The following is a 20,166-nucleotide window of genomic DNA, read 5'->3' as shown; positions in this document are numbered from 1 at the left end:
CGGACCGTTTCAGACGTACCGATAGATCGCCTCGTGGTCCAGCATCTCCTCCGGCGTGGTCCGCCACGGAGGCATCGGCTCGTGCCGGGCGACGACGCGGCCGCGCCCCGCCTCGCCGAGCCCGGGAGGCCGCTGCGGCAGATAGCGCGCGCCCTGGCGCCGGGTGCGCTCCCAGCGGCTCCACAGCAGGTCGACGAAGGCGTGGTTCAGCCAGAACACGGGGTCGTTCACGGAGCCGCCGCCGAGCATGTGGCCGCCGACCCAGCGGTGCACCCGGTTGTGGTTGCGCCACCTGGCCGTGCCGACGCCGGACGTCCAGCCCTCCAGCTTGTTGCGGAAGCCCTCCGCCGACCGCGAGTCCCACGGCGACACGTCGTAGCGCGGATCGCGCATCGCCCACTCCACGTCGGCGGCCGTGGGCAGTTCGATCGGGTTGGCGGGGTTGCCGAACGCGCGGGTGAGGAACTCGCCTTCGGTGACGCTCTCCTTGATCGGCCACTGCCCGCCCCGGTGCGCGAACGGTCCGGTACGCACCTGCCGGTCGCCCCGGCGCCCGTCGCCGCCCAGGAAGTCCTCGCCCCACAGGGACGCCGCCGGGGTGCGGTCGTGCGTCCAGTCCCAGTACGGGACCGTGACCGAGGGGTCGATCCGCTGGAGGGCCCGCTCGAAGTCGAGCAGGAACCGCCGGTGCCAGGGCAGGAACGTGGGCGTCATATGGGCGACGCGGAGCTTGTTCTCGCCGTCGGCGACATAGAACTCGATGTGTGTGCGGACGAATTCGTCGTACTCACCCGTGCGCTTCAGGCGCAGCACCGCGTCAACGAATCTGCGCCGTTCGGTCCGGCTGAGACGGTTCTGGTTCTTGCGTGTGTAGGCCACGCGCGCCCCCTTTGCGATCCCAAGCGCCCCGTGCGGTCAGGGCCCGTCAGTGCGTGCGGTCGGGGCCCGTCAGTGGGTGTGGCCGCGGAGCCGCTCGGACGCCCCGAGTTCGTCGACGGCCCCGCGCGCCGCCGCGAGCGGGGTGGCGTACGAGCCGTAGTGGTCGACCATGCTGAGGTAGCTGCCGTCGGCGCGGCGCATGAGGCCCAGCTGTCTGCCGTCGACCGTGACCCGCCACCGCGCCGCGCCCGCGCCGCGTTCACCGGGTACGCCCTGTTCACCGGGTACGCCCTGTTCACCGGGTACACCGGGTACGCCGATGACGGGATCGCCCTGGATGCGCCGGCCCCGGTACGTCTCGTCGAACGGCCCCTCGCCCGCCTCGTCCGGGGGCGCGGACCGCGCCAGGGCGGTGCGCACCACGCCGGCGGCGGCGAGCGTGGCCACGGCCGCGACACCCAGCAGGTGCCGCCGCCCGACGCGGTGGATCAGTGGCGTACCGGGCGCTGCTGTCATGTGGCTCCCTCTTCCGCGCTCCACGGCCTGGTCCGCTTCCCCGGACCCCACGGCCTGACGATCTGACGGCCTGACGGCCCGACGGCAATGTTCTGTCGGCACCTCTAACTCCGTGACCCCCCGGGTCCGTTACGGCCCGGGGCGGCGCGGGCCCGGCCTCCTCGGGCCGAGCCCTCCTCGGTCCGCGGGGCCCGCGACGGTCAGGTGAGGCCGAGGTCCGCCCCTGGCGCCGCGCTGAGCAGGGGCTGGTGCAGGCCCGCGCCGGGGAGCGTCAGCGGCGGCAGGGCGGTGCCGTCCGCGCCCGGCATGCCGAGCGGCGCCTCGGCCGACGCGCCCGGCGTGAGCGCGTACAGCTCGGAGCCGCGCGCGGCGAGGTCGACGCTCTTCAGGCTGTCCTCGCCGACCACGTCGGTGAGGGGCGCGCTGGCCTCGACGTCCGGCAGGACGTTACTGACGGGGATCTGCGGCACCACGCGCTCGGGCAGCAGCTTGCCCTCCACGTACCGCGGGCCCTCGAGCTCGCCGCCCGGCAGCGGCACGGGCAGGGTGCTGCTGATCTCGGGCGTCTGTACGCCCAGGGAGTGCTTGACCCCGTCGAGCGGCACGGGCACGGCGGCGCTGTCCGCGGCGGCGGTCGACGCCGCGCAGGCTGCCGCGGCGCAGGCGAGGGCCGCGGTGACGGCCCCCCTCGTGGTGTGCTTCATGGCTCGTTTCCTTTCGCTCACGGCGACCACTCGGTTCGCATGGGCTCAACGAGCCCGCCGCGCGCACCAGCACAGAATTCGCCCGAGCAACCCAATGCTGTCCTTAACGCATAGTCGACAAGTCCCATCAGCGGACCGGCCGGACGTCCGGCTTCGGGCATGCGAACGCCCGGCTCCCGCCGTCGGAGCCGGGCGTTCGCCGCTGGTCAGCCGCGCAGCCGCTGCACCGGGAGCAGGCAGTGCGTGGCGTTGGTCAGGGTCTCCTCGGCGCCCGCGAAGGACCTGAGGTTCTCCTCCGTCACGGGGGAGCCCGGCGCCCCCTCCGGCCACGCGCGCGTGGTCATGATGAAGTACGCGTGCCCCCGGTCGTTCACCGCCGCGAGCCACTCCGGGGGGACCACGCACTGGGCCTTGCCGCTGGGCAGGCTGACGACCGCCTGCCCGGCCTCGACGAGCAGGCTCACCGGCAGGCTCGGGTTGCGCGCGCCGTCGAGTACGGGACCGCCGACGGGCAGGCCCGCGTTGTGCAGGAGGGCGCCGACGGCGTCGGCCGTGGTCTCCGGGCCGCCCTCGGCGTCCCCCAGGGAATAGGCCAGGAGAAAGGCCATGTCCTTTTCCTCCTCGGGGTGTTCGCCACTCCAGGCGATCACACCGAGGGTGCCCATGTCGGCCGCTTGGAAGGGGCGCTGCTCGCTCGGTTTCGTGGTCATGGCGAAACCGTAGCGACGCGCGCGACGGGGTTTTCACGCTTGTCACCTGACTGGCCGAGCGGGCGTACCGCATCACACGATGGTGGGACTCCGTCGAATACGCGGTCGCATTTCCCCGAACTGCTCTTCGCGCAGGGGTCGGGTGTGGTGAATTCCCGTTCCCGGGCAGGCGAAAGGCCGGTCCGCGAGTGCCTCGCCGACCGGCCTTTAAGTACTGCTACGTACCGCTTCGCGCCGCAAAACCCAGCGGGTGAGCGTCAGTTGTTGGCGCCGCTGTTGCCGAAGGCCGGGTTCAGCGCGCCGATGAGGTTGGCGGTGTTGCCCACGACGTTGACCGGGACGTTCACCGGGATCTGGCCCACGTTGCCCGAGCCGACGCCCGGGGAGTGCGCGGCGTCGGCCATCGCGTCGGCGTCGGCGAACGCGGAACCGGCGGCGGCGCCCGTGGCGAGACCGGCGGCGGCGAGGGCGAGAGCGGCCTTCTTGGCAGTGTTCATCATCAAACCTTCCCTTGGGTTTAGCTGAAGCCTATGGGCGCATTCCGGGGGATTCCCGGAATAACACGCCCAAGCAGGTTCGGTTTCCCGTTCGGCTCAGGCCACTCGAAGGGAAACGGGAATTCGGGCGAACTACTTGGCGAGCGGAAGTCCGCCGAGGAGCTGCGTCGGGCCGCCGCCGGCGTTCAGTCCGTCCGTGGCCTGCTTGACCGTGTTGACGACCGAGTTCTTGTTCTCGGTGTCCAGCATGTTGGTGCTCAGCGGCGCCGCGTCCAGCGCCGGCTGGCTGAGCAGCGTGTCCAGGCCGCCGTTCAGGCTGGTGGGCGCCAGGTCGTTGGCGAACGCGGGCGCGGCGGCACCGGCGATGGCCATCGATCCGGCGAGGACAGCGGCAGCCTTCAGGGGCTTCATCGTGTTCCTTTCTCTGGTAACTCTTGTCCCCGATGGACGGGTCACCAATGGACGTCACTGTTCAGGCAATTACTGCCTGTTGTCTCTCTCATGTGACCTAACGAGCGGAACTCGGCGCGGAAACCCCTGGAACTCAAACTTCCCGGAACCCACTCGTTGGAAGGGCGCGCCACATTCTCATATCAACTGGAGTACGCACAGCGAGAGTTGACGAACAGTTGACGGGTTACTGGGACCGGGCGGCGACGGCACACAACGACGAACCCGCCGCACCGGAAAGGAATCCGGTACGGCGGGTCGTGAGCGGTGGAGCGTGTACGGCGGGAGCGCTTCCCGCTACTCCTCGATCGGCAGTGGCAGCGGGACCGGCAGCTTCGGCAGCCCGTCCAGGGGCAGCTTGGGGAGCGCGGGCAGCCCGGGCAGGTTCGGGAGCGGCAGGCCGCCGCTGAGCACCGTGGCGACGACCGTGTTGACGAGGCCCGTGAGGACTCCGGTGACGGCGGGGATGACCTGCGTGGGGTCGCCGCTCGTGACGGCCTTGAGCAGGGCGTCCACCGCGGTCTGGAGCGCCTTCAGGGCGTCGTCCTTGACGTCGAGGGGAGCCTGCGCCGCCTGCGGTCCGCCCAGCGGCAGCTTGGGCAGCGGGACGGGGAGCTGCGGGAGGGCGGGCACGGCCGGAGCCGCCGGCACCGCGGGCGCGGCCGGGGCCTCGGGGGCGGCGGGCTGCGCGGCGGGCGGGGCGACCGGCAGCGGTACCGGCGCTCCCGCGGTGATCTTGGCGATCGCGGCCGTGACCGCGTCGGCGAGCTTCGCGGCGTCCGCGGCGGGCAGCTGGCCGTTCTCGGCCTTGAGGGCCGCCTGCAGGAGGTCGGTCACGGGAGTGAGGACAGCGCCGAGGTCGCCCAGGGCCTTCACCTGGCCGAGGAGCGCGTCCGCTCCGGGGACCGGCGCCCGCACTGCGGTGGGCGCTTCATGTCGGGACTCCGCCTGCATGGCTATGGCCGGTCCGGCCGTGCCGAGCAGAAGCGCCGCGCAGAGCGTGGTCGTCGCGATTCGCCGTGCGGGTTGAGCGCGCATAAGTCGTTCCCTTTCGGTGATCGGTCAGGTCTTGTGATCACCGTGAAAGGGGCGAAAGCCCACCGCAACCGAGCGAACGCGCGCCGTCACCGCCCCGTTGGCGGCAGCCGCACGTGTATTCGGACGTTTGCGCAGGTCGGAAGAGGGAGCGCGAAACGGGCCAGGAGGCTTGTCCGTACCCGCCATTCGAGTAGGCGGCCCCGGCGCGCGACACGCCGGGGGCGGGGGCGCGCGTCAGGAGCGGGCGCCTTGACAGGAATGAGGGGGCGCGCACAGGAAAACGGCCGCCCCGCGAAGCGCGGGGCGGCCGTACCCGATCGGTGCGTCTGATCAGTCGTTGACGCAGGTGTTGCCGAACGCCGGGTTCAGCAGGCCGATCACGTTGATGGTGTTGCCACACACGTTGACGGGGACGTGCACCGGCACCTGGATGACGTTGCCCGAGACGACACCGGGGGAGTTGGTGGCCGCACCCTGCGCGCCGCTGTCGGCGGTGGCGATACCGGCACCGCCGGCCACGGCGGCGGCCGCCACGGCGGAGAGAGCGAGGGCCTTGGTGGTACGCGACATGGAGAGTTGCTCCTTGGTCATATGACGCTTGCGCCGTGCGGGATGCGCGGCTGTGCCGTGCGGGATGCCCGGCGCGTGGATCAACGGTGTGACCGGACGGTCGGTTGTGCCCCGGACGGGTGATGGATCGGGCGAGCCATTCCGGTGACGCGCCGGGCGCGGTGTTGCCGTGCGCCCCGGCTCACACGTGCGGCGTAAGCCCATGTGCCCCGTCCGCTCCGGCAATTGACCACACGCTTCACAGGTTCGACACACGCGCCGGGCTCACCGAGAAGGTCCCCGGCGCCCGCTACAGTTGCGCTTCCTCTTGAAGGAATTTCAGCCATAGATGTGCTCATGCCACAAATGTGCATATCTGCCCGGACAGCCGATGCTTCGTCCGATCCGTCGTTTTCTCCGTGCCTCTCAGCGTCTCCGTCTCCCGGTCCCTCAGTTCCCGGTCCCGGGCCCCTCAGTTCCCCGGTTCCCGGTGGCTCGGTGCCCGGTCCCCCGCGGTTTCTCAGCCCCTTGAGCCCCTCAGCCCCCGTCAGCCCTTGAGCCCCTCCGCCCTGGGGCCCCTCAGCTCCTCGACAGCCCGAGCCCCGGCTCCCCGAGTCCGTGGCTCCTCACTCCGGAAGGCCAACGCCGTCATGCGCCACTGCCCGGGCCCGCGTCGCGTCCTCGCCCTCCCGCTCCCGTGCGCCGCGTCGCCGCTGGTGCCCCGGGCAGCGTCGGCCGCGCCACCGGGTGGCGGGAAAGCGCGCTTCGGGTTGGCAAAGAGGTATCACGCGGTACGCCGCGACGAGGGCGTACGCGCCGCCGACGCCGCGATCACCTGTCGCCGGGCGGTCACCCGGACGGCGGTGGCACGCCCCGCGGGCGCCCGGGCGGAAGCCGTCCGCCCGGCCGACGGCGGGTGGCGGTAACCCGTCTTGCCGCGCACACAGCACGAGGAACCGCGTATGCCGCAGCCGTCTTCCGCCGCTTCTCCGCCGGGCCCGCCGCAGCCGTCGGCGACTCCTTCCCCGCCGGGCAGGCCGCAGAGTCCGGCCACCTCTTCCCCGCCGCACGTCCCGCCCGTACCCGCCGCCCGCGTCCTGCACGTCAGCCAGCCCGTGGACGGTGGCGTGGCCCGCGTGGTCCTCGACCTCGCCGCCGCCCAGAGCGCGGCGGGCCTGGACGTCCACATCGCCTGCCCCGGCGGCGCGCTGGCCGACGGCGCCGCCCGGCACGGGCGCGCGCACCCGTGGGCCGCGACCCGCGACCCCGGCCCAGGCCTGTGGTCCGAGGTCCGGGACCTGGCCCGCGTCGTCGCCGCCGTGCGCCCCGACCTGGTGCACGCCCACAGCGCCAAGGCGGGACTCGCCGCGCGGCTCGCCGTGCGCGGGCGCGTACCGACCGTCTTCCAGCCGCACGCCTGGTCGTTCGAGGCCGTCGGCGGGGTGACCGCGGCGCTCGCCCGGACCTGGGAGCGGCACGGCGCCCGCTGGACGCACCGGCTGGTGTGCGTGAGCGAGGCCGAGCGGCGCACCGGGCTGCGCGCGGGCGTCGGCGGCACGGCGCGCGTCGTGCCCAACGGCGTCGCCGTCGACCGCTTCCCGCTCGCCGACACCGGTGTGGTCCGCGGCGCCCTTCCGCTGCCCGAGGACGTGCGGGACGCGTCGACACCGCTGGTGGTGTGCGTCGGACGGCTGTGCCGGCAGAAGGGACAGGACGTCCTGCTGCGGGCCTGGCCCGCCGTCGCCGCCGCCGTGCCCGGCGCCCGCCTCGCCCTGGTCGGCGACGGTCCCGACGCCGGGGCGCTGCGCGCGCGGGCCGACGCTTCCGTGCTGTTCGCCGGGGCCGTCCCGGACGCCGGGCCCTGGTACCGGGCGGCCGACGTGGTCGTCCTGCCGTCCCGGTGGGAGGGCATGGCGCTGGCCCCGCTGGAGGCCATGGCGTGCGCGCGGCCCGTCGTCGTCACCGAAGTGGACGGCGCGCGCGAGAGCCTGCCGCCCGGCCTGGCGCCCCACGCGCTGGTGCCCCCGGAGGACACCGGGGCCCTGGCCCGCGCCCTGGTCGCCCTCCTCGGGGACCGGGCACTGCGCGACCGGTTCGGCGCTCGGGCGCGCCGCCACGTACAGGACCACCACGACCTGCGGCACACCGCCGCGGCGGTCGCGGAGGTCTACCGCGAGCTGCTGGGCGCGGCACCCGCCACGCGTCCGGCAGCAGTCAAGGACAGGGAGTCCAGGAAGCCGTGAGTGCGGAACGAACCGTCGTCACCTCGTCGGGGAAGCCGAGACAGGGACAGCAGGACGCCGCGGCGACGGTCGTCGTGGCACCCCGGGAGGCGCGGGGCTCGCGCGTCGGCCAGGGAGCCCGAAGGACCGCACGGCCGCGGCGGGCGCTGTGGCCGCTGCTCGCGGCCGACGGCACCGCGACGGTGCTCGCCACGCTCGCGTACACGGTCCCCTGGTCCGCGTACCGGCCCGCCCCTTGGCCCACCGCGACGCTGGTGCTCCTTGTCTGCGCCGTCGTCGCGCTCCACGCCCACGGCGGCCTCTACCGGCCGCTGCGGCTGCCCGGCGTCCTCGACGAACTGCCCGCCCTGTGCGGGCGCGTCGCGGTCGCCTGGTGCGTGACGGCCACGGCGGCGGCCGCGCTGTCGGGGGTCTCCGGCCTGCCCGGCCTGCCCGTCCTGCCGTCGTTCGCGCCCCTCGTGTCCCCCGCGCCGGTGCCGCTCCTGACGGCGTGCGCCGTGCACTGCGCGCTGCAGGCAGGCGGGCGGGCGCTGGTGTACTGGTCGCTGCGCAGGGCGCTCGCACGCGGGCCGCGCCCCGTCCTCGTCCTCGGCCACGGGCCCCGCGCCCGCGCGGTGGCCACGGCCCTGCTGCGCCACCCCCAGTGCGGGATGCGCCCCGTCGGCGTGGTCGGCGACCCCGCCGACCTCGCGCCCTCCCCGGGCCAGGACGCGACGCCGGGCCTCCCGGTGCTCTCCACCGTGGACGAACTCCAGCGCGCCGCCATCCAGAACGACGTCCGCACCGCGCTCGTCGTCACCGGGCGCACCGACCCCCGCGAGCGCTGGCTGCCCGCGCTGCGCGCGCTCGGCTGCGAGCTGTGGGAGGTCGAGCAGGGCCCGGTGCTGCCCGCCGGGCGGCAGCAGCACGTCGCCGGTTTCCTGTGCCGCCCGCTGCCGCCCGCCGGGCTGCGCACCAGCCTGCGCAAGCGCGCCCTCGACGTCGTGGTGTCCAGCGTGCTGCTCGTGCTCGCCGCGCCGGTGCTCCTGGTGTGCGCGGTGCTGCTGCGCGCCCTGGAAGGGCCCGGGATCGTGTTCCGCCAGGAGCGCGTCGGCAAGGACGGCCACCCCTTCACGCTGCTGAAGTTCCGCACCCACCGGCCCGCCGACCCCCGGGAGGCCGCGACCCGGTGGACCGTGGCCGACGAGCACCGGATGAGCGCGTACTGCCGCTTCCTGCGCCGCACCTCCCTCGACGAGCTGCCGCAGCTGTGGAACGTGCTGCGGGGCGACATGAGCCTGGTCGGGCCGCGCCCCGAACGTCCTTACTTCGTGGCCCAGTTCAGCCAGAAGTACCCGGACTACGCGCGCCGTCACCGGATGCCCACGGGCATCACCGGGCTCGCCCAGATCCACGGCCTGCGCGGGGACACCTCGATCGAGGACCGGTGCCGCTTCGACAACGCGTACATCGACAGCTGGTCCTTCTGGCAGGACCTGTGCATCCTGCTGCGCACGGTGGGCTGTCTCGTGCGGCACTCGGGGAGCTGACCGCGCGTGCTCACCGCTGACCGCGCGCGGATCGCGCCGCCGGAACTGCCCCCGGCCGTGCGGCGGGCCGCGCCCGTGCTGCCCGTCGTCGCGCTGGTGGCGCTGCTCGCGCTGCCCGTGCCCGCCGGTTCGGCCTCCGGCGGACCGCAGGCCACGGTGGCCGACGCCGTCTCCGGCCTGGTCGTCGCCGGGTGCGTCCTGGCCGCCGTGCGCTCCGCGCGGCGCCCGCTGACCCGCACGGCCGCGCTCCTGTTCGGCCTTCCGGTGCTCGGCGTCACGGTCGCCGCCTGCGCGGCGCCCACCGGCGGCGCCGCGCTCGCCGGTGCCGCCCGCTACCTCCAGGTCTTCGTCCTGGTGCCGCTCGCCGTGCTCTGCCTCCTCCGAGACGAGCGTGACGTACGCCTGGTGGCCTGGGCGTTCATCGGTCTCGCCCTGTGGCAGGGCGGGCTCGGCGTCCACCAGTACGCCACCGGCACCGGCGCCTCGTACATGGGCGAGGACATCCGCGCGGTGGGCACCTTCGGGGCGACGGACGTCATGGGAATGGCCACCGTCGTGTCGTACGGCGTCGTGTGCGCCCTCGCGCTGGCCTTCCGCGGCGGCGACGATCCCGGGGCGCGGCGGCAGCGCGCGGTCGCGGCCGTGTGCGCGGGACTGCTGCTCGTGCCGCTCGCGCTGTCCTTCAGCCGGGGCGCGTGGATCGCCACGGCGGCGGCCTGCTGCGTGGTCCTGGTCCTCTCCGGGGTCCGGCGGGCGCTGCGCGTGCTGCTCGCCGCGACCGCCGCCGCCGTGGTCCTGGTGGGCGGCTTCGGCGTGGGCTCGCAGATGCTCCAGCAGCGCCTCGGCAGCATCACCGAGGTCACCGACGCGCCCGACCAGTCCGTCACCGACCGGTACACGATGTGGGCCGCGTCCGTCGACATGTGGCGCGAGCGCCCGGCGACCGGCGTCGGGCTCAAGGGCTTCCCTGAGTACCGCGACAGCCACGCCTCGGTGGCGCTCTCCTCCGGCAGCGACATCGCGGGCGCGGGCCAGGGCTTCGCCCGCCAGCCCCTGCTGTCCCCGCACAACATGTACCTGCTCGTCCTCAGCGAGCAGGGGCTCCTCGGCCTGTGCGCCCTCGCGGGCTGCTGGACCGGCCTGCTGGTGTGCGCGCTGCGCCGCTGGGCCCACGCGCGGAAGCTGCCCGCGGGGCGGCGGCAGGAACGGCTCGACTGCGCGCTCCTGGCCTGCGGACTGCTCGTGTGGCAGCTGGTCGACTTCCTGTACGCCGACATCGGCGGCCCCTCCACCGTGCTCATGGCCGTCCTGGTGGGCGTCGTGGCCTGGTGGGGCGTCGGTGACCACGCGCGACGGCGGGAGGCATGGCCGCGATGATCACTGCCTCCGGGGGTGGGGACACGGGGGCGCTGCGGGCCCCCGGGGAGGAATCCGTCGAGATGTGCGGGGAGGACACCACCACCGCCACCGGCGCCGGTGCGGGCGCGCGTTCCGGATCCGGTGGTGCGGACGCGGGTGCGGGCGCGGCGCTCGTCGGTGCGGACGTGGGTGCCGAAGCCGCCGGTAGGGACAGGCTCGCGGCACCCGCCGGTACGGACACACATGCGGCACCCCCGAGTGCGGTCCCGGGCAGGGACGCCGGGCGCGGTCTGCTCGCCAGGGCCGCACTCGTCACCGCCGTGCTCTCGGTGGCCGGGTCGCTGCTCGGGCTCGCGCGGGACCAGGCGCTGGCGCACTTCTTCGGGGCCGGGACCGGCACCGACGCGTTCCTCGTGGCCTGGACCGTGCCGGAGATGGCGGCCACGCTGCTGATCGAGGACGGCCTCGCCTTCTTCCTCGTCCCGGCGTTCAGCCTGGCCCTCGCCCAGCGCGGACGCGGCCCCGCCCCCCGCGATCCGGTACGCGCCCTGGTCGCCGCGTCGCTGCCCCGGATGACCCTGTGCTTCGCGGCGGCCGCCCTGCTGCTCGCGCTCGCCGCCCCCTGGGTGGTGGCCGCCCTCGCGCCCGGCCTGCCCGACCGCCGACTGGCCGTGGAGTGCACCCGGCTGACGGCGACCTGCGCGTTCTCCTTCGGCCTCGCGGGCTACTGCAGCGCCGCGCTCCGCGCCCACCAGCGCTTCACGGCCCCCGCCGTGATCTACGTCGTCTACAACGCGACCATCATCGTCACGCTCGCCCTGCTCGCCGGACGCTGGGGCGTGCGGGCGGCGGCGGCCGGGGTCGCCCTGGGCGGTGCCCTGATGGTGGCCGCGCAAGTGCCCTCGCTGTGGCGGCAGCTGCGGCACCGCTCCGGGACGGGCACCGCCGGGCGGCCCGCCGACTCGACACCGGCGACGCCCGCGGCGCGGCTGCGGACCGCGGTCATCTGGACCGTGCTGCTGTTCGCGCTCTGCCGCCAGTCGCAGGTGCTCATCGAACGGTTCCTGGCGTCCTCGCTGCCCGGCGGGGCCATCTCGCATCTGAACTACGCGCAGAAGGTCGCGCAGATGCCCATGGCCCTGTCCCTGATGCTGTGCACCGTCACGTTCCCCTCCCTGGCCCGGGCCCAGGCGGACGGCCAGACGCTGAAGGCACGGGACCGGGTGGAGCGGGACGTCGTGCTCGCCGGGTGCGTGGTGCTGCTCGGCGCGGCCTTCGTGATCGCGGGCGCGCACCCGTTGATCCAGCTCCTCTTCCAGCGCGGCGCGTTCACCCCCGAGGACACGGCGGCGACGGCCTCCGTGATGCGGGTGTACGCGCTCGGGCTCCTCGGCCACACCCTGGTGGGTGCCCTGGCCCGCTCGTACTTCTCGGCGGGCCGTGTCACCTGGGCCCCGCTGTACGCGATGTCCCTCGGCATCGTCACCACGGCGGGCCTCGGCCTGCTGAGCGTCGGCACGTTCGGGGTGTACGGCATCGCGGCCGCCAACGCCACCGGCATCTGTCTCACCGCCACGCTGCTGCTGCGCGGCATGGGGCCGCGCACCGTCCCCATCCGGACCCCCAGGATCGTCGCGGAGCTCGCCCGCCTCGTCCTGGCCACCGCCGCGGCCACGCTGCTCGGCGCCCTGTGCGCCAGCTCGGTGGCCTCGCCGGTCCTCGCTCTGCTCCTCTGCGGCCCGACCGTGCTCGCGACCTTCCTCCTGGTGGGCCGGTCCCTGCGCGTCGGCCCCCTAGTGGCCGCCGTCTCCGCCGTCGGCCCCGCCCTGCGAAGGCTTCGGCCCCGTTCTACGAAAGCTGGCTCCGCGTCATGACCTCTGACACCGCCGACATCAGAACCCCCGCCGGCGCGAGACCGCCCGCCCGGCCGACCGCCACCCGCGCGTGGATCGCGATGTACCACTCCGTGGACCGCTGCCCCGACGACCCGTACCAGATCACCGTCACCCCCGAGCGCCTCGACGCCCAGCTCGCCCGGCTGCGCCGCCGGGGCCTGCGCGGCGTCTCCATGCGGGAGCTGCTGCGCGCCCGCGCCGAGGGCCGCGCGGACGCACTGGTCGGGCTCACCTTCGACGACGGCTACCAGGACTTCCTCGACCACGCCCTGCCGCTGCTGCACCGCCACGGCTGCACCGCCACGCTCTTCGTCCTGCCCGGCCGCCTGGACGGCGACAACGCCTGGGACCCGCTCGGCCCCCGCAAGCCGCTGCTCGGAGCCGCGGGCATCCGCGCCGCCCACGAAGGCGGCATGGAGGTCGCCTCGCACAGCCTCACCCACGTGGACCTCACCCAGGCCGACGACGCGCTGCTCCGCCACGAGGTCGAGGACAGCCGGGGCGCCCTCGCGGACCTCATCGGGGCGGACGTGCTCGGGTTCTGCTATCCGTACGGCTACGTCGACGCCCGGGTCCGGGACGCCGTGCGCGCTGCCGGGTACCGGTACGCCTGCGCGATCGCCCCCGGTGACCTGACCGGCGACTTCGCCCTGCCCCGTGTCCACATCGGGCAGCGGGACACAGCCGGACGGCTGTGGCTCAAGGAGCGGCTGAACCGGCGACGCGGGCGCACGGTGCCGTCGGCGGACCTCACGGAGTCGGCCGTGCCCGCCCCGAAGAGGCCAGCGGACCTCGCCGCGCCTGCCGGGTCCGCCCGCCATGTTTCACGTGAAACACCGCCCGCCGCCTCACGTCATGTTTCACGTGAAACACGCGCTGCCGCGTCAAGCATCACGGCCGAAGACGCCGCCGATTCCACCCCGTCGGCCGCCCCCGACCCCACCGCGCCCCCGAGGGCGGTGACCCCATGAGGGCCCTGCACGTCATCACCGGGCTCGGCATGGGCGGCGCGGAGCAGCAACTGCGGCTCCTGCTGCGCCATCTGCCCGCCACCTGTGACGTCGTCACCCTCACCAACCCCGGATCCGTCGCCCGCCAGATCATGGCCGAGGGCACCCGCGTCACCCACCTCGGCATGTCCGGCAACCGCGATCTGTCGGCGCTGCCACGCCTGACCAAGCTGATCCGCGCCGGGAACTACGACATCGTCCACACCCATCTGTACCGCGCCTGTCTGTACGGCCGCATCGCCGCCCGGATCGCCGGGGTCCGCGCGGTGGTGGCCACCGAGCACTCCCTGGGCGAGTCACAGATGGAGGGGCGGCCGCTGACGCGCGGCGTGCGCGCCCTGTACCTCGCCGGGGAGCGGGCCGGGCGGCTCACCGTGGCCGTGTCCCCCGCGGTCGCCCGCCGTCTGCACCGCTGGGGCGTGCCCCGGCAGCGCATCCGCGTCGTTCCGAACGGCATCGACGCCGACCGGTTCCGCTACGACCCCGCCACCCGTGTGGCCGGACGCCACCGCCTCGGCCTGCCCGAGGACGCGTACGTCGTCGGGGGAGTGGGCCGCCTGGCCCCCGGCAAGCGCTTCGACGTGCTGCTGCGGGCCGTCGCCCAGCTCCCCGGCGACGTCATGGCCCTGCTCGTCGGCACGGGACCGCAGGAGGCCGAGCTGCGCGAGCTCGCCGGGCGGCTGCGGATCACGGACCGCGTCCGGTTCGCGGGGGAGTCCCGGCACGATCCCGGCGACGGCCCTTCGGACGGCACCGACCTGCCCGCCCTGCTCTCGGCCATGGACGCGCTCGCCTCGCCCTCGCCCGAGGAGGCCTTCGGGCTCGCCCTCCTGGAGGGCCTGGCCGCCGGGCTGCCCGTGCTCTACTCCGACTGCCCCGCCATCGACGCCCGGCCCTGCGCCGAGCGCGGCCTCGCCATGCCCTGCGCGAGCGATCCGGACTCCTTCGCGCGCGCCCTGCACACCCTGCGGCCCCGCGGCCCCGCGGCCCGCACGGCCCCCGCGGCGGCCCACCACTACAGCATCGCCGGCAGCGCCGGACAGCTGATGAACGTCTACGAGTCGGCCCTCTCCGGCTCGCTCCCCGGCCCGACTTCGGAGGTGACCTTCCATGAGTAACCCCTTCCACGCCGGTCTCGGCGCCGCCCGCACCCGCCTCGCCCGGCTGCCCCGCTGGTGGCCGCTGCCCGCCTGCGCCCTGCTCGGCGCCACCGCGGGCGGCGCCTACGGCGTGCTGCACACCCCCCAGTACACGGCGACGAGTTACGTCCTCGCCGTGCCGCAGGGCCAGACGGACCCCGCGGCGGCGCTCGGCTACGCGCAGGCCTACGGCAGGGTCGCGACCCAGCTGGCCGTCCTCGGCGACGCCCAGGTCGCGGCGGGCGTCTCGGCCGCGCGCCTGAAGGACAGCGTGCGCGTGGCCACGTCTCCGGACGCGCCGATGATCGCCATCTCCGCGTCCTCGTCCCACCCCGGCGAGGCCGCGATCACCGCCAACGCCGTGGCCCGCTCCCTGACCGTCAGCGCCGGTCACGCCAAGGACAGCACGCGGGTCAAGCTCCTTCCGTTCTCGCGCGCCCTGGAGCCCACCGCCCCCTCGTCGGTGTCCGCGCCGGTGAGCACCCTGGTGGGCACCAGCGCGGGCGGCCTCCTCGGCGGCCTCGCGCTGCTCGTGCGCCCGCGCCGCGCCGAGCGCTCCGCCACGGCCGCCGTGCCCGCGCCCGCGCCGGTCCTGGCCAGGGACGCGGTGTGACGGCGGCAGGCAGCCGGATCACGGTCGAACTCTGCGTGCGCGAGGAGGAGTTCGAGCGCCTCGCGACGCCCTGGGGGCGGCTGTACCGGGCGTGCCACGCGGCGACGCCGTTCCAGAGCCACGCCTGGCTGTCCTCCTGGTGGCAGTCGTACGGCGCCCAGGGGCGGCTGCGGGTCCTGCTGGTCCGCGACGGCGACACGCTGGTCGGCGCCGCTCCCCTGATGCGGGCGCGCGGCCCGCTGCCCGTGCTCACCCCGCTCGGGGGAGCCATCTCCGACTTCACGGACGTGCTCCTGGACGACGCGGCCGGAGGGGAGGGGCTGCGCGCCCTGACCGACGGCCTGGCGGTCCTGGCGCGCGGCGCGCTGCTCGACTTCCGCGAGGTGCGCCCAGGCGGCTGTGTGGGGCGCGTGTACGAACACTGGCGCGGCCCCCGGCACGTCGCCGACGACTCCCCCTGTCTCGAACTCCCCTCGCTGCCCATGGAGGAGCTGCTCACCCGCCTTCCGACGCCACGGGCCCAGCGCACCCGCGCCAAGCTGCGCAAGCTGGCCAAGCTCGGCGTGGAGACCCGGGTCGTGCCCGCCGAGGGCGTACCGGAGTCGCTGCGCACCCTGCTGCGCCTGCACCAACTCCAGTGGCAGGGGCGCAAGGTGACCACCGAGCACCTGCGGCCGCGCTTCCGCGAGCACCTGATCCGCTCGGTGCGGCCCATGGTCGCCGCGGGCGAGGCGGTCGTCACCGAGTTCCGCCTGGACGGCGAGGTGATGGCGGCCGACCTGACGCTCCTGTCCGGCGGCCTCGCCGGGGGCTACCTGTACGGCGCGCACCCGCTGCTGCGGGAGCGCAAGGCGGACGTGGCCACGATGCTCCTGGACGCCTGCACCCGGCACACCGCGGGCGAACACCCCCGCACGCTGAGCCTGTTGCGCGGCACCGAGCCCTACAAGCGGCACTGGCGTCCCGACCCGGTCGTCAACCGCCGCTACCTGCTGGCCCGTACCGCCACGGCCCCGCTGCTCGCGGCTGCCGTGACCCGGGCGGCCGCCCGCCGCTGCGGCAAGCGGCTGCTCGACGCCCGGCGCGAGCGTCGCGGTGACGCGGCCCCCGAGTAGGTCCGCGCCACCGCGACCGATCATGCGCCCCGCCTCAGCGGTTCCTGCGGAACCAGTCGAAGCGCAGGCACAGCTTGCCGCCCAGCCAGTACTCGACCCAGTCGCCGAGGTCCAGCGGCGAGCACGTGGGCGGAGTCACCGGTTCGGTCGGCTTCGGCGTCGGCTCGGTGCCGCGGCCGTTCAACAGCTCCCGGTAGACGGCCGATGCCCTGGGGTTGGAGTCGCACTGCCACACGCCGTGCGGGCAGTAGTCGGTGATGGTGTTGTAGAGCGGCTGCTTCTCGTCCATCCAGGCCAGCATGCGGCGCATGTACTCGGCGTTGTCGCCGTTGCGGAAAAGGCCCCACTCCGGGTACGAGATGGCCTTCTTGTGCCGCGCCGCGAAGTCGACGTGGTGCTGGAGCCCGTACGGCTCGGAGACCTGCTCGTCGAACGACATGCCCCGCGGCTGGTCGTAGGAGTCCATGCCGATGATGTCGACGACGTCGTCACCGGGATAGCACTCGGTCCAGGCGACGGCGTCCCGCCCGCGGCTCGGCGTGAAGTCGAACTTGAACTTCTGCCCCGGCACCGACCGCATCGCCGTGACCACCCGGGTCCAGTACTTCTTCCAGGACTCCGGGTCGGGGCCGCAGCGGTGCGTGTACGTGATGCCGTTCATCTCCCAGCCCAGGACGAGCACCGTGTCGGGCACCCCGAGGTCGACCAGGCGCCGCGCGAGCACCCGGAAGTGCTCGTCGAACTCGCCCGCCGCGGCCCGGCGCAGCAGCGCGCGCACCTCGTAGTCGCCGACGCCGTCCTCGTTGCGCTCCATCATCGGCACGTTGAGCACGAAGAGCCGGTCGTCCCGCTCCTTGCGCCACTGCGCCCAGCTCTCCAGGAAGGTGGGCGCGCCCTCGATGTTGCTCCACCGGTCCCCCGGCAGATACGTGTGTCCGACCCGCAGCTTCGCGCCGCCGAGCCACTGGCTGAGCTCCTGGATGCGGCGCGGGCCCCGCGAGCTGTAGTCGACGTACGCGCCGAAGACGGCCGCCTCCGGGGGCGTGGCCGGTACCGGCGACGGTGACGCCGCAGGCGAGGGGGTCGCGGGCGAGGGCGCCTCGGGGGACGGGCCCGCGGGCGAAGGCACCGTCGGCGACGGCGGGACCGGTGAGACGGCGGGCGCGGGGGGCACGGCGGGGGTGACAGGTGGTGCGGAAGCGGCGGGCGAGGGCACGTTGGCGGACGGCGGCACATCGTCGCGCTGCATGACCACCGTGTATCCCGGCCCGGCGGCGAGCACGGCCGACATAATGATCCCGGCGGCGATAAAGACCACGCGTTTACCGCGTCGGTGACTATGTCGAGTCATCATCTCTGCTCCTCGTTTCCGCCTCCGCGTACTGACGCTCAGTCATATTTATGTTTATTGTGCCAATCGAGTTCCTAATCCTCCCTGTCGGCAGATCCCTCTTTTGGGCGAACGGCCGCGGAGTTCGAACAGTAAGGGCGAAAGTGCAGCGACTGGATACACGCACCCCGGCGGTCCTGCTGCGGATCGACAGGAATGCCTTCCACCACGGAACGCTGGGAGCAGTGCGGTCGCTGGGGCGCGCGGGGGTCGAGGTCCACCTGGTCGCCGACGACGCCCGGGGCCCGGTCGCCCGCTCCCGCTATCTGCACCGGACGCACACCCCGCCCCCGCCCACTGCCCCCCTGGCGGAGACCGCGGCCGTGCTGCGCCGCGTCGCCGACGGCCTGCGCGCCCCGGCCGTGCTCATCCCCCTGGACGACGCGGGCGCCCTGGCCGTCGACGCCCTGCGGGCCGATCTCGACGGCGCCTTCCTGCTGCCCGAGACCGCGCCCGGCACGGCGGAGCGCGTGGCGGACAAGGCGGCGCTCGCCCAACTGTGCGCCACGGCGGGCGTACCGCACCCGAGGACGGAGCGCCCGGACTCGGCGGCACGGGCCGCGGCGCTCGCGCGGAGCCTCGGCCCGACGGCGGTCGCCAAGTGGAGCCGCCCCTGGTGCCTGCCGCGCGACGCGGGCCTGCACAGCACGGTGGTCGTGCGCTCCCCCGGCGAGGCGGCGGCGCTGTTCGCACGGGGTCCGGAGGCGGGCAGTCCGCTTTTGTTGCAGGCCTATGTGGCGGCGCACCGCGGCGCCGACTGGTTCGTACACGGCTATGTGGGCCGCGACGGCCGCGTGCACGGCGGCGGCACGGGCCGCAAGCTGCGCTCCTGGCCCCGGGCCGCGGGCAGCACGGTGCGCGGCGAGTGGGTGCCCAACCCCGCCCTGGAGGCCCTGGCCGCGCGGCTCCTGACGGCGGTCGGCTACCGGGGCGTCTTCGACCTCGACTTCCGCGAGGACGCCGCGACCGGCACGTACCACCTGCTCGACTTCAACCCTCGCCCCGGCGCCCAGTTCCGCCTGTTCGCCGACGGCGTCGACCTTGACGTGGTGCGCGCCCAGCACCTGGACCTGACGGACCGCCCCCTGTCCGCGCCGAGCCCCCTGCCCGGCCGCAGCTTCCTGGTGGAGAACTACGCCCCGCTGACCGCGCTCCTGCCCGGCCCGCGCGCGGCACCCCGTGAGCTGGCCTGGCACGCGCCGGACGACCGCGCCCCGGGCGCCGCGCTGCGTCTGCTGTGGGGACGAAACGTCGTACGGCGGCTGCGCGGGCGGGCGTGGACCTGGCTGCGCGCACCGCGGCGCACGCCCCCGAACCCGGGAGCCGTGCCAGCGCCGCGCACCGGCCCCAGGGAACACGAGCGCCTGGGCAGCTGACCGGCGCCGCACAGCGCGAAGCGTGGTGCGCGGCCCCGGTCAGGGGGCGCACCACGCTTCGCGTGACGGCGGTGTCGGCTGGACGCTAGGGGCGTGTGGCACGTCCCCGCCGGTAGAGGACCGCGCCCGCGGCCACCAGACCGGCGCTCGCGACCCCGGCGGCGGCCAGGCCCGGCTCGGCGCCCGTCCGCGCGAGCTGCGGGGCACCGGCCTCGGTCACCGCGACCCTGGTGGGCCGCTCCCGCGGCGCCTCGGACACGGGAGCCGGGACCTTCGGCACGTCGGGGGACTCGACGGACCGTGGCGGGGACTTCGGCGCGGGCCGCTTGGGGCCCGCCGGGCTTTCCGGGCTCTCGGGGCGGGGCGCCGGGGGCTCGCTGTGCTCCTTCGGCGGCAGCGGGACCTCGGGGGTGCCGGGCTCCGGAGCACCCTCGGCGCAGCGGTTGCCGAAGGCCGGGTTGAGGGCCGCGACGACGTCCACGGTGTTGCCGCAGAAGTTCACGCCGGGCTCGACGGGCGCCGCGACGCTGTTGCCGGACAGCACGCCCGGCGAGTGCGAGGCCTCGCTCGTGGCCGTCGTCCCCTCCGGGGAACGCGGTCCTTCGTGGGAGCGGGTGCCGTGGGACTGCGGACTCTGGTGGGGCACGGCGGGGCGCTGCTGCGGTGCCGCCGGACGCTGCCGCGGGGCGGCGGGGCGCTCGGGTGCCACCGGGGCGCTCTGGTGCGCGGCCGCGCGCGGGGCGGGCCGCTCGGGGGCGGCGCTCCGGGCGGGCGCCGTCGGCTGCTGCTGCGCGCGGACGACGGAGGGCTGTGGGGCGGATTGTTGCGGAGCGGAGCGCTGTGGGGCGGAGCGCTGTGGGGCGGAGCGCTGTGGGGCGGCGGAACTCCCGGAGCTCGCACAGCTGTTGCCGCCCGCGGGGTTGAGGCCAGCGGCCGCGTTGGCGGAGTTGCCGCAGACGTTCACCGGCACGTCCACCGGGGCCGACACGGAGTTGCCCGACAGGAGGCCGGGGGACCCGTGGGCCTGTCCGCTCGCGTCGGCCGCGAGGGCGGAGGTGCCAGACAGAGACAGGATGCTCGACGCCGCCGCGGCGGAGAGCATTCCTTTGCTGAGGGCCTGTCGCAATCTAGTGATCTTCCTCTGAGCGGTGGAG

Annotated in this window: 18 protein-coding genes and 1 pseudogene; 9 read left to right on the top strand and 10 right to left on the bottom strand. The window is 74.5% G+C overall.

What is annotated here, in order from left to right; genetic code table 11:
- Positions 1-9: 9 nt before the first annotated feature.
- The 8 genes from AC07A4_RS37880 to AC07A4_RS37845 form a co-directional block, all read right to left on the bottom strand.
- Complete coding sequence (locus tag AC07A4_RS37880; RefSeq protein ID WP_478608161.1) at positions 10-879, bottom strand: tyrosinase family protein; 870 nt, start codon at positions 877-879, stop codon at positions 10-12.
- Between the two features lie 69 nt (positions 880-948).
- Positions 949-1,395: a tyrosinase family oxidase copper chaperone gene (locus tag AC07A4_RS37875; protein ID WP_478608158.1), complete on the bottom strand. Its 447-nt coding sequence runs from the start codon at positions 1,393-1,395 to the stop codon at positions 949-951.
- Between the two features lie 200 nt (positions 1,396-1,595).
- Positions 1,596-2,099 carry a hypothetical protein gene (locus AC07A4_RS37870; protein WP_478608155.1) on the bottom strand — a complete coding sequence of 168 codons (504 nt, stop codon included), beginning with the start codon at positions 2,097-2,099 and terminating at the stop codon, positions 1,596-1,598.
- Positions 2,100-2,305: 206 nt separating this feature from the next.
- Positions 2,306-2,809 carry a DUF5949 family protein gene (locus AC07A4_RS37865; protein ID WP_478608153.1) on the bottom strand — a complete coding sequence of 168 codons (504 nt, stop codon included), beginning with the start codon at positions 2,807-2,809 and terminating at the stop codon, positions 2,306-2,308.
- Between the two features lie 257 nt (positions 2,810-3,066).
- Entirely contained in the window at positions 3,067-3,306 is a 240-nt protein-coding gene (locus AC07A4_RS37860; RefSeq protein ID WP_478608478.1) for a chaplin family protein, read from the bottom strand.
- Positions 3,307-3,438: 132 nt separating this feature from the next.
- Positions 3,439-3,717, bottom strand: coding sequence for a hypothetical protein (locus tag AC07A4_RS37855; protein WP_478608152.1), 279 nt, complete (start codon positions 3,715-3,717; stop codon positions 3,439-3,441).
- A gap of 336 nt (positions 3,718-4,053) precedes the next feature.
- Positions 4,054-4,794 (bottom strand): hypothetical protein, encoded by a 741-nt coding sequence (locus AC07A4_RS37850; protein WP_478608149.1) that lies wholly within the window; start codon positions 4,792-4,794, stop codon positions 4,054-4,056.
- A 330-nt stretch (positions 4,795-5,124) separates the two neighbouring features.
- The gene (locus AC07A4_RS37845) at positions 5,125-5,364 is read right to left on the bottom strand and encodes a chaplin (protein ID WP_478608147.1); all 240 of its coding nucleotides are present in this window, start codon (positions 5,362-5,364) and stop codon (positions 5,125-5,127) included.
- 941 nt (positions 5,365-6,305) lie between these two features.
- Between AC07A4_RS37845 and AC07A4_RS37840 the strand changes: the two genes are divergently transcribed.
- From AC07A4_RS37840 to AC07A4_RS37805, 8 genes and pseudogenes are all read left to right on the top strand, one after another.
- Positions 6,306-7,586 (top strand): glycosyltransferase, encoded by a 1,281-nt coding sequence (locus AC07A4_RS37840; protein ID WP_478608145.1) that lies wholly within the window; start codon positions 6,306-6,308, stop codon positions 7,584-7,586.
- The gene (locus tag AC07A4_RS37835) at positions 7,583-9,115 is read left to right on the top strand and encodes a sugar transferase (protein WP_478608143.1); all 1,533 of its coding nucleotides are present in this window, start codon (positions 7,583-7,585) and stop codon (positions 9,113-9,115) included. Before AC07A4_RS37840 ends, AC07A4_RS37835 begins: the two co-directional genes overlap by 4 nt.
- 6 nt (positions 9,116-9,121) lie before the next feature.
- Positions 9,122-10,492: an O-antigen ligase family protein gene (locus tag AC07A4_RS37830; protein ID WP_478608140.1), complete on the top strand. Its 1,371-nt coding sequence runs from the start codon at positions 9,122-9,124 to the stop codon at positions 10,490-10,492.
- Positions 10,489-12,348: a murein biosynthesis integral membrane protein MurJ gene (gene murJ, locus AC07A4_RS37825; RefSeq protein ID WP_478608138.1), complete on the top strand. Its 1,860-nt coding sequence runs from the start codon at positions 10,489-10,491 to the stop codon at positions 12,346-12,348. The genes AC07A4_RS37830 and murJ overlap by 4 nt, the downstream gene beginning before the upstream one ends.
- Positions 12,345-13,106 (top strand): annotated as a pseudogene (locus AC07A4_RS37820) (polysaccharide deacetylase family protein); the annotation flags it as partial. The gene murJ and the pseudogene AC07A4_RS37820, both read left to right, overlap by 4 nt.
- A 230-nt stretch (positions 13,107-13,336) precedes the next feature.
- Positions 13,337-14,497, top strand: a complete 1,161-nt coding sequence (locus AC07A4_RS37815) for a glycosyltransferase (protein WP_478608136.1) — start codon at positions 13,337-13,339, stop codon at positions 14,495-14,497.
- Complete coding sequence (locus AC07A4_RS37810) at positions 14,490-15,131, top strand: YveK family protein (RefSeq protein ID WP_478608134.1); 642 nt, start codon at positions 14,490-14,492, stop codon at positions 15,129-15,131. The genes AC07A4_RS37815 and AC07A4_RS37810 overlap by 8 nt, the downstream gene beginning before the upstream one ends.
- Positions 15,128-16,246 carry a GNAT family N-acetyltransferase gene (locus tag AC07A4_RS37805; protein WP_478608131.1) on the top strand — a complete coding sequence of 373 codons (1,119 nt, stop codon included), beginning with the start codon at positions 15,128-15,130 and terminating at the stop codon, positions 16,244-16,246. The genes AC07A4_RS37810 and AC07A4_RS37805 overlap by 4 nt, the downstream gene beginning before the upstream one ends.
- 34 nt (positions 16,247-16,280) lie before the next feature.
- On the opposite strand, the gene AC07A4_RS37800 is transcribed toward AC07A4_RS37805, so the two are convergent.
- Complete coding sequence (locus AC07A4_RS37800; RefSeq protein WP_478608128.1) at positions 16,281-17,600, bottom strand: glycoside hydrolase family 26 protein; 1,320 nt, start codon at positions 17,598-17,600, stop codon at positions 16,281-16,283.
- A gap of 140 nt (positions 17,601-17,740) precedes the next feature.
- Here AC07A4_RS37800 and AC07A4_RS37795 point away from each other — a divergent pair, with 140 nt between their 5' ends.
- Positions 17,741-19,012 carry a carboxylate--amine ligase gene (locus AC07A4_RS37795; RefSeq protein ID WP_478608126.1) on the top strand — a complete coding sequence of 424 codons (1,272 nt, stop codon included), beginning with the start codon at positions 17,741-17,743 and terminating at the stop codon, positions 19,010-19,012.
- A gap of 85 nt (positions 19,013-19,097) precedes the next feature.
- Here AC07A4_RS37795 and AC07A4_RS37790 read toward each other — a convergent pair whose 3' ends face one another.
- A complete protein-coding gene (locus AC07A4_RS37790; RefSeq protein ID WP_478608123.1) occupies positions 19,098-20,138 on the bottom strand; it encodes a chaplin family protein in 1,041 nt (346 codons plus the stop codon).
- Positions 20,139-20,166 lie beyond the last annotated feature (28 nt).

The sequence above is a fragment of the Streptomyces sp. NPDC043996 genome, assembly GCF_056435225.1.
This window is presented reverse-complemented; position numbering and strand designations above follow the sequence as displayed.

Bases quoted from the DNA above. Each gene is read 5' to 3' on its own strand.
- AC07A4_RS37875 (WP_478608158.1), bottom strand. From the start codon at position 1,395: ATGACAGCAGCGCCCGGTACGCCACTGATCCACCGCGTCGGGCGGCGG.
- AC07A4_RS37870 (WP_478608155.1), bottom strand. From the start codon at position 2,099: ATGAAGCACACCACGAGGGGGGCCGTCACCGCGGCCCTCGCCTGCGCC.
- AC07A4_RS37865 (WP_478608153.1), bottom strand. From the start codon at position 2,809: ATGACCACGAAACCGAGCGAGCAGCGCCCCTTCCAAGCGGCCGACATG.
- AC07A4_RS37860 (WP_478608478.1), bottom strand. From the start codon at position 3,306: ATGAACACTGCCAAGAAGGCCGCTCTCGCCCTCGCCGCCGCCGGTCTC.
- AC07A4_RS37855 (WP_478608152.1), bottom strand. From the start codon at position 3,717: ATGAAGCCCCTGAAGGCTGCCGCTGTCCTCGCCGGATCGATGGCCATC.
- AC07A4_RS37850 (WP_478608149.1), bottom strand. From the start codon at position 4,794: ATGCGCGCTCAACCCGCACGGCGAATCGCGACGACCACGCTCTGCGCG.
- AC07A4_RS37845 (WP_478608147.1), bottom strand. From the start codon at position 5,364: ATGTCGCGTACCACCAAGGCCCTCGCTCTCTCCGCCGTGGCGGCCGCC.
- AC07A4_RS37840 (WP_478608145.1), top strand. From the start codon at position 6,306: ATGCCGCAGCCGTCTTCCGCCGCTTCTCCGCCGGGCCCGCCGCAGCCG.
- murJ (WP_478608138.1), top strand. From the start codon at position 10,489: ATGATCACTGCCTCCGGGGGTGGGGACACGGGGGCGCTGCGGGCCCCC.
- AC07A4_RS37815 (WP_478608136.1), top strand. From the start codon at position 13,337: ATGAGGGCCCTGCACGTCATCACCGGGCTCGGCATGGGCGGCGCGGAG.
- AC07A4_RS37810 (WP_478608134.1), top strand. From the start codon at position 14,490: ATGAGTAACCCCTTCCACGCCGGTCTCGGCGCCGCCCGCACCCGCCTC.
- AC07A4_RS37800 (WP_478608128.1), bottom strand. From the start codon at position 17,600: ATGATGACTCGACATAGTCACCGACGCGGTAAACGCGTGGTCTTTATC.